6 protein-coding genes are annotated in these 8,324 nt (G+C 54.9%); 3 read left to right on the top strand and 3 right to left on the bottom strand.

Translation table 11 applies throughout. The features are described 5' to 3' along the window. Positions 1–97: 97 nt before the first annotated feature. Positions 98–1,336 carry a fused tRNA nucleotidyltransferase/2',3'-cyclic phosphodiesterase/2' nucleotidase/phosphatase Cca gene (gene cca, locus QZF50_RS21290; RefSeq protein WP_000708501.1) on the bottom strand — a complete coding sequence of 413 codons (1,239 nt, stop codon included), beginning with the start codon at positions 1,334–1,336 and terminating at the stop codon, positions 98–100. A gap of 63 nt (positions 1,337–1,399) precedes the next feature. Further along, positions 1,400–2,020 (bottom strand): TIGR04211 family SH3 domain-containing protein, encoded by a 621-nt coding sequence (locus tag QZF50_RS21285; protein WP_001125332.1) that lies wholly within the window; start codon positions 2,018–2,020, stop codon positions 1,400–1,402. 241 nt (positions 2,021–2,261) lie between these two features. On the opposite strand from QZF50_RS21285, the gene ygiF reads away from it, so the two are divergent. Genes ygiF through hldE form a run of 3 tightly spaced genes read left to right on the top strand, consistent with a single transcriptional unit; the run spans position 2,262 to position 7,907 of the window. Next, a complete protein-coding gene (ygiF, locus tag QZF50_RS21280; RefSeq protein WP_000046264.1) occupies positions 2,262–3,563 on the top strand; it encodes an inorganic triphosphatase in 1,302 nt (433 codons plus the stop codon). 22 nt (positions 3,564–3,585) lie between these two features. Beyond that, positions 3,586–6,426, top strand: coding sequence for a bifunctional [glutamate--ammonia ligase]-adenylyl-L-tyrosine phosphorylase/[glutamate--ammonia-ligase] adenylyltransferase (gene glnE, locus QZF50_RS21275; RefSeq protein WP_001472300.1), 2,841 nt, complete (start codon positions 3,586–3,588; stop codon positions 6,424–6,426). A gap of 47 nt (positions 6,427–6,473) precedes the next feature. Continuing rightward, positions 6,474–7,907 (top strand): bifunctional D-glycero-beta-D-manno-heptose-7-phosphate kinase/D-glycero-beta-D-manno-heptose 1-phosphate adenylyltransferase HldE, encoded by a 1,434-nt coding sequence (gene hldE / locus QZF50_RS21270; protein WP_000869178.1) that lies wholly within the window; start codon positions 6,474–6,476, stop codon positions 7,905–7,907. Between the two features lie 119 nt (positions 7,908–8,026). On the opposite strand, the gene ibsE is transcribed toward hldE, so the two are convergent. Continuing rightward, positions 8,027–8,086 carry a type I toxin-antitoxin system Ibs family toxin gene (ibsE, locus tag QZF50_RS21265; RefSeq protein ID WP_001387082.1) on the bottom strand — a complete coding sequence of 20 codons (60 nt, stop codon included), beginning with the start codon at positions 8,084–8,086 and terminating at the stop codon, positions 8,027–8,029. Between the last annotated feature and the right edge of the window lie 238 nt (positions 8,087–8,324).

The following is an 8,324-nucleotide window of genomic DNA, read 5'->3' as shown; positions in this document are numbered from 1 at the left end:
GGGTGATTGTTCGCACCGGTGCTGGTCTGTTCCCCTCACCCTAACCCTCTCCCCGAAGGGGCGAGGGGATGGTTCGTGTTAACGTTTAGTTTTATACTCAGTCAGGCTTTGGGCAACGTTGTTCCTTCCAACTGGCTACCGCCGCAATCCGCCGTCGGGTCAGCTCCTCGCGAATCTCCACACCTTTAAATCCCGCTTCAACGACCGCTTTTGTCGGCACTGACTGCGCCACTTCCCAGGCTTCGCGCAACCAACGGCCTTGCGGGTAGTCCGCTGATTCAAAACCGGTTCTGCCGCGTACGTCAGCCTCGCTGGTCAGCGCCAGTTGCTCGACACGCTGCGGTTTACGCCAGGCATCGATGGAATCAAATAATTTGACGATGGTTTTTGGGTTCAGCATTGGGAAGGTGTGGATGAGATCGTGAAACTCAGCCACCAGTCTGGCTAAATCGCGAATTTCATTTGGCACGCGCAGACGCTGGCATAGTTGTTCCACTAACTTAACACCCGCCGGGCCATGCCCATGATGACGCGGCCAAAGTTCTGGCGGCGTCAGTCCTTTACCGAGATCGTGGCATAAAGTTGCGAAACGGACATCAACCTGCGGACTCAGCATCGCCGCCATTGAGAGCGTCATTAAGGTATGAATACCCGTGTCGATTTCCGGATGCCACCTGGCAGGGGCCGGAACGCCAAACAGGGCGTCAATTTCCGGGAATAAAACGCGAAGTGCACCGCAATCGCGCAGTACCTGGAAGAACACCTGGGGATTGCGGGTGGTGAGGGCGCTTTCCGTCTCTTTCCATACCCGTTCAGGCGTCAGGTGTTCCAGTTCACCCGCATGGGTCATCTCGCGCATCAGCGTCAGAGTTTCATCGGCAATACGAAAACCGAGGTGGGCATAACGCGCAGCAAAACGCGCCACGCGCAGAACGCGTAACGGATCTTCGCCAAAAGCGGGGGAAACATGGCGCAACAGACGATTTTGCAGATCGCCCAGACCGTTGTACGGGTCGATAATCTCGCCGTTATCGTCCTGAGCCAGCGCATTAATGGTCAGATCGCGACGCTTAAGATCATCTTCCAGCGTGACATCCGGTGCGGCATAGCAAGTAAAACCGGTGTAACCGGAACCGGATTTCCGTTCGGTACGTGCCAGCGCATACTCTTCATGCGTTTGCGGATGCAGAAACACAGGAAAATCGCGGCCTACCTGCTGGTAGCCCGCGTCGAGCATCTCCTGTGGCGTACTGCCGACCACCACCCAATCTCTGTCTTTGACCGGTAGCCCTAACAATGCATCCCGAACAGCACCACCGACCAGATAAATCTTCACGCCATCATCCCTTCGTCAAATACACAATTCCTAATAATAAGACAGTGCAACGAAGAAGGCGATTTAGTTCATCCAGCGATCTTTGCGTTTGCGCGTTGGGATCAGGTGTGGCAGTACCAGACCGAGCAGCAAGCCAAGCCCCAGCACGCCGCCGCCATACATAAACCATTGCATGATGATGGTGCGCTGTTTGTCATCCAGCTGTACGCTGGCGGCATCGACCTTTTTCTGCGCGACAATCAGCTCGTTTTTCAGTTTCTGATTTTCTTCTTTTAACCCGTTGATCACGCTGTCGCTCTGCGCCACTTTTTGCTGCATTTCTGCGGTGCGCTGATTCCAGGTGTTATCGATATTGGTGAGTTTATCGGTCAGGGTTTTGACCTGATTTTCCAGATCTGGCACACGGGAGCGCAGGCTTGGCTCAGTGCTAAGTTGTTTCAACGGGATCCAGGCGGTACGGCCAGAGCTGTCTTTCACCTGGGCATAATTGGTGTTGGCGTCAGTTTGTAATAAGGTCACTTCCTCGCCGGCGTTAACCGTGCCCACGAGGCGATAATGATCTCCCGGACCGCTACGGACCCAGGTATTCAGTTCATCAGAAACATAGCGCGTTTCTTCAGCGTGTGAGACGGCAGTGGCGCTAAGTGCGAGTAAAGTTAATCCGATCAGGCGTAATTTTGGCATCAGGCTGTCGTTATTGTCATGGAAAGTGGAACGATAGTAGTGGCATCAGTGTCGCTACGCAAAGCATTCGACATCAATCGGAATCCTCTGTGTCAGGTCTTGCCACTGCTTCAAACTTTTACGCCCGTCAAATTGCCCGTTGCATGGCAATTTGGCGCAAAATACTATCTACTGACAAAAAAGATCGCATTAAGTTCGCCGTTCATCGTCACTTATGTGACATAACCGATAAGTAAAGGCCATGGCTCAGGAAATCGAATTAAAGTTTATTGTTAATCACAGTGCCGTTGAGGCGTTGCGTGACCATCTCAATACGCTGGGCGGCGAGCACCATGACCCCGTGCAGTTGCTGAATATTTACTACGAAACGCCGGATAACTGGCTGCGTGGGCACGATATGGGCTTACGTATTCGTGGCGAAAACGGTCGCTATGAGATGACCATGAAAGTTGCAGGAAGAGTGACAGGCGGCTTACACCAGCGCCCGGAATATAACGTGGCGTTGAGCGAACCGACGCTCGACCTGGCGCAGTTACCGACGGAAGTCTGGCCGAACGGCGAATTGCCCGCCGATCTCGCTTCCCGCGTACAACCGCTGTTCAGCACCGATTTTTATCGCGAAAAATGGCTGGTGGCGGTCGATGACAGCCGAATTGAAATCGCTCTCGATCAGGGGGAGGTGAAAGCGGGGGAATTTGCTGAACCTATCTGTGAGCTGGAACTGGAACTGCTTAGCGGCGACACGCGCGCGGTGCTGAAACTGGCGAACCAACTGGTATCGCAAACCGGATTACGCCAGGGCAGCCTGAGCAAAGCGGCGCGTGGCTATCATCTGGCGCAGGGCAATCCGGCGCGTGAAATCAAACCGACCACCATTTTGCATGTTGCGGCAAAAGCCGATGTGGAACAGGGGCTGGAAGCGGCGTTCGAGCTGGCGTTAGCGCAATGGCAGTATCATGAAGAACTGTGGGTACGCGGCAACGATGCGGCGAAAGAGCAGGTGCTGGCAGCCATTGGCCTTGTTCGCCATGCACTGATGCTGTTCGGTGGCATTGTGCCGCGTAAAGCGAGCACTCACTTACGTGATTTGCTGACTCAATGCGAAGCGACCATCGCTTCTGCGGTTTCTGCCGTGACGGCGGTCTACTCTACCGAAACGGCAATGGCAAAGCTGGCGTTGACCGAATGGTTGGTAAGCAAAGCCTGGCAGCCGTTTTTAGATGCCAAAGCGCAGGGTAAAATCAGCGATTCCTTCAAACGCTTTGCCGATATCCATCTTTCCCGCCATGCCGCTGAACTGAAAAGCGTTTTCTGCCAGCCGTTAGGCGATCGCTACCATGATCAGTTGCCACGCCTGACGCGTGATATTGACTCAATACTGCTGCTGGCAGGTTACTATGATCCTGTCGTCGCGCAAGCCTGGCTGGAGAACTGGCAGGGGCTGCGTCACGCTATTGCGACCGGGCAACGCATTGAAATTGAACATTTCCGTAATGAGGCAAACAATCAGGAACCGTTCTGGTTGCACAGCGGAAAACGTTAATCAGGCAAGGATAAAATCGCTTATGAAGCCGCTCTCTTCACCGTTACAGCAGTACTGGCAGACCGTTGTTGAGCGGCTGCCAGAGCCTTTAGCCGAGAAATCACTTAGCGCACAGGCGAAGTCAGTACTTACTTTTAGTGATTTTGTGCAGGACAGCGTGATTGTGCATCCAGAGTGGCTGACGGAACTGGAAAGCCAACCGCCGCAGGCCGACGAATGGCAGCATTACGCGGCATGGTTGCAGGAGGCGCTCAGTAATGTGAGTGACGAAGCCGGGTTAATGCGCGAGCTGCGGCTATTCCGGCGGCGCATTATGGTGCGCATCGCCTGGGCGCAAACGCTGGCTTTGGTTACTGAAGAGAGCATATTGCAGCAGCTCAGCCATCTGGCGGAGACGCTGATTGTCGCCGCGCGTGACTGGCTGTATGACGCTTGCTGCCGCGAGTGGGGAACGCCGTGCAATGCGCAGGGCGAAGCGCAACCGCTGCTGATTTTAGGCATGGGTAAGCTGGGCGGTGGGGAACTGAATTTCTCCTCAGATATCGATCTGATTTTTGCCTGGCCGGAACATGGTTGTACGCAGGGCGGACGCCGGGAACTGGATAACGCGCAGTTTTTTACCCGCATGGGGCAGCGGCTGATTAAAGTGTTGGATCAACCAACGCAGGATGGCTTCGTCTATCGCGTGGATATGCGGCTGCGTCCGTTTGGCGAAAGTGGCCCGCTGGTGCTGAGCTTTGCCGCGTTGGAGGATTATTACCAGGAGCAGGGGCGCGACTGGGAGCGTTACGCGATGGTCAAGGCGCGGATTATGGGCGATAGCGAAGGCGTCTATGCTAACGAGTTGCGTGCGATGCTGCGCCCGTTTGTTTTCCGTCGTTACATCGATTTCAGCGTGATTCAGTCGCTGCGCAACATGAAAGGGATGATTGCCCGTGAAGTGCGTCGACGTGGTTTGACCGACAATATCAAACTCGGCGCAGGCGGCATTCGCGAAATTGAATTTATCGTTCAGGTGTTCCAGCTCATTCGCGGTGGGCGCGAACCGTCGCTGCAGTCGCGCTCTTTACTGCCAACGCTCAGCGTCATTGCCGCGCTGCATCTGCTTTCTGAAAACGATGCTGAACAATTGCGAGTGGCGTATCTGTTCCTGCGGCGTCTGGAAAACCTGCTGCAAAGCATTAACGACGAACAAACCCAGACGCTTCCTTCTGATGAGCTTAACCGTGCGCGGCTGGCGTGGGCGATGGACTTTGCTGACTGGCCGCAACTGACCGGGGCGCTGACCGCACATATGACCAATGTGCGCCGGGTGTTTAATGAATTGATTGGCGACGACGAAAGTGAAACTCAGGAAGAGTCGCTGTCGGAACAGTGGCGTGAGCTGTGGCAGGATGCGTTGCAGGAAGATGACACTACGCCAGTGCTGGCGCATCTTAGCGAGGATGATCGCAAACAGGTGCTAACGCTGATTGCCGATTTCCGCAAAGAGCTGGATAAGCGCACCATCGGGCCGCGAGGACGTCAGGTGCTCGACCATCTGATGCCGCATCTGCTAAGTGATGTCTGTGCGCGTGAAGACGCTGCCGTTACGCTGTCGCGCATTACCGCCTTGCTGGTGGGGATTGTTACCCGCACCACCTATTTAGAATTGCTCAGTGAATTCCCCGCGGCGCTTAAACATTTGATTTCTCTGTGTGCCGCGTCGCCGATGATTGCCAGCCAACTGGCGCGTTATCCATTATTGCTGGATGAATTGCTCGATCCAAACACCCTTTACCAGCCGACGGCGACCGATGCCTACCGCGATGAGTTGCGCCAGTATTTGCTGCGCGTGCCGGAAGATGACGAAGAGCAACAGCTTGAGGCGCTGCGTCAGTTCAAACAGGCGCAGCTGTTACGCATCGCCGCAGCGGATATCGCTGGTACGCTACCGGTGATGAAAGTGAGCGATCACTTAACCTGGCTGGCAGAGGCTATGATAGATGCCGTCGTTCAGCAGGCGTGGGTTCAAATGGTGGCCCGCTACGGTAAGCCAAATCACCTCAACGATCGCGAAGGCCGTGGTTTTGCGGTGGTCGGCTACGGCAAGCTGGGCGGCTGGGAGTTAGGCTACAGTTCCGATCTTGACCTGATCTTCCTCCATGATTGCCCAATGGATGCGATGACTGACGGCGAGCGGGAAATCGACGGGCGACAGTTTTATCTGCGTCTGGCGCAACGCATTATGCATCTGTTCAGTACGCGTACCTCTTCCGGCATTTTGTATGAAGTGGATGCACGGCTACGCCCGTCCGGGGCCGCGGGAATGCTGGTGACATCCGCAGAAGCATTTGCCGATTATCAGAAAAACGAGGCCTGGACGTGGGAACATCAGGCGCTGGTGCGTGCGCGGGTAGTGTACGGCGATCCGCAGCTCACCGCGCACTTTGACGCGGTGCGTCGCGAGATTATGACGCTGCCGCGTGAAGGTAAAACTCTGCAAACGGAAGTGCGGGAAATGCGCGAGAAAATGCGCGCTCATCTCGGCAATAAACATCGCGATCGCTTTGATATCAAAGCTGATGAAGGCGGAATTACCGATATCGAATTTATTACCCAATATCTGGTGTTGCGCTACGCTCATGAAAAACCGAAGTTAACGCGCTGGTCAGACAACGTGCGCATTCTGGAACTACTGGCGCAAAACGACATTATGGAAGAGCAGGAAGCGATGGCGCTGACCCGTGCTTATACTACGCTGCGCGATGAACTTCATCATCTGGCATTACAGGAATTGCCGGGCCATGTGCCGGAGGATTGCTTCACCGCAGAGCGTGAACTGGTGCGGGCAAGCTGGCAGAAGTGGCTGGTGGAAGAATGAAGTATGGTATTATCGCGCGCAAATTTTGAATCTCTCAGGAGACAGGAATGAAAGTAACGCTGCCAGAGTTTGAACGTGCAGGAGTGATGGTGGTTGGTGATGTGATGCTGGATCGTTACTGGTACGGTCCCACCAGCCGTATCTCGCCGGAAGCGCCGGTGCCCGTGGTTAAAGTCAATACCATCGAAGAACGTCCGGGCGGCGCGGCTAACGTGGCAATGAACATCGCTTCTCTCGGTGCCAATGCTCGCCTGGTCGGGCTGACGGGCATTGACGATGCGGCGCGTGCGCTGAGTAAATCTCTGGCCGACGTCAACGTCAAATGCGACTTCGTTTCTGTACCGACGCATCCGACTATCACCAAATTACGGGTACTTTCCCGCAACCAACAGCTGATCCGCCTGGATTTTGAAGAAGGTTTCGAAGGTGTTGATCCGCAGCCGCTGCACGAGCGGATTAATCAGGCGCTGAGTTCGATTGGCGCGCTGGTGCTTTCTGACTACGCCAAAGGTGCGCTGGCAAGCGTACAGCAGATGATCCAACTGGCGCGTAAAGCGGGCGTTCCGGTGCTGATTGATCCAAAAGGTACCGATTTTGAGCGCTACCGCGGCGCTACGCTGTTAACGCCGAATCTCTCGGAATTTGAAGCTGTTGTCGGTAAATGTAAGACCGAAGAAGAGATTGTTGAGCGCGGCATGAAACTGATTGCCGATTACGAACTCTCGGCTCTGTTAGTGACCCGTTCCGAACAGGGTATGTCGCTGCTGCAACCGGGTAAAGCGCCGCTGCATATGCCAACCCAGGCGCAGGAAGTGTATGACGTTACCGGTGCGGGCGACACGGTGATTGGCGTCCTGGCGGCAACGCTGGCAGCGGGTAATTCGCTGGAAGAAGCCTGCTTCTTTGCCAATGCGGCGGCTGGCGTGGTGGTCGGCAAACTGGGAACCTCCACGGTTTCGCCGATCGAGCTGGAAAATGCAGTGCGTGGGCGCGCAGATACCGGCTTTGGTGTGATGACCGAAGAGGAACTGAAGCTTGCTGTAGCGGCAGCGCGTAAACGCGGCGAAAAGGTGGTAATGACCAACGGTGTCTTTGACATCCTGCACGCCGGGCACGTCTCCTATCTGGCAAATGCTCGCAAACTGGGTGACCGTCTGATTGTCGCTGTGAACAGCGATGCCTCCACCAAACGGCTGAAAGGGGATTCCCGCCCGGTAAACCCACTCGAGCAGCGTATGATTGTGCTGGGCGCACTGGAAGCGGTCGACTGGGTAGTGTCGTTTGAAGAAGACACGCCGCAGCGTCTGATCGCCGGGATCCTGCCAGATCTGCTGGTGAAAGGCGGCGACTATAAACCAGAAGAAATTGCCGGGAGTAAAGAAGTCTGGGCCAACGGCGGCGAAGTGCTGGTGCTCAACTTCGAAGACGGTTGCTCGACCACTAACATCATCAAGAAGATCCAACAGGATAAAAAAGGCTAACCGGAAAGCGGTTCACAGATCTCGCTTCGTAGCAGGCAGGCCTATTGACGCTGTTGTTTTTTCAACCTAAAGTAAAGGAACAAGGGTAAGGGAGGATTTCTCCCCCCTCTGATCAGTTGTTAGTAAGTCGGGAAACTTAACAGTAACAACACAACCAGTATGATGACGAACTTCATCATAACCCTTTCCTTCTATAAGGCCCCTTCCTCGGGAGGGGCTTTCCCGTTTCAGCCCCTTGCTGACTCCCCGATTGTTGATGAGCGCCGGACCCCGCGCAACGCTTTCCCTGAAGCAGTTTTGCCTTCCCCGAGCGGTCACGCAAAACGCTGCAACGTCCTGAGCATTTGCACCTTTTAGCGGAACGCAGATATAAAAAATCCCCGGCTTTTTGGGCCAGGGATATGTGTTAATGAAACC

Origin of the sequence: uncultured Escherichia sp., assembly GCF_948475835.1 — a bacterium.
GTDB lineage: Bacteria > Pseudomonadota > Gammaproteobacteria > Enterobacterales > Enterobacteriaceae > ECMA0423.
This window is presented reverse-complemented; position numbering and strand designations above follow the sequence as displayed.

Coding starts and splice junctions, on each gene's coding strand:
- QZF50_RS21285 (WP_001125332.1), bottom strand. CDS start 2,020: ATGCCAAAATTACGCCTGATCGGATTAACTTTACTCGCACTTAGCGCC.
- ygiF (WP_000046264.1), top strand. CDS start 2,262: ATGGCTCAGGAAATCGAATTAAAGTTTATTGTTAATCACAGTGCCGTT.
- glnE (WP_001472300.1), top strand. CDS start 3,586: ATGAAGCCGCTCTCTTCACCGTTACAGCAGTACTGGCAGACCGTTGTT.
- hldE (WP_000869178.1), top strand. CDS start 6,474: ATGAAAGTAACGCTGCCAGAGTTTGAACGTGCAGGAGTGATGGTGGTT.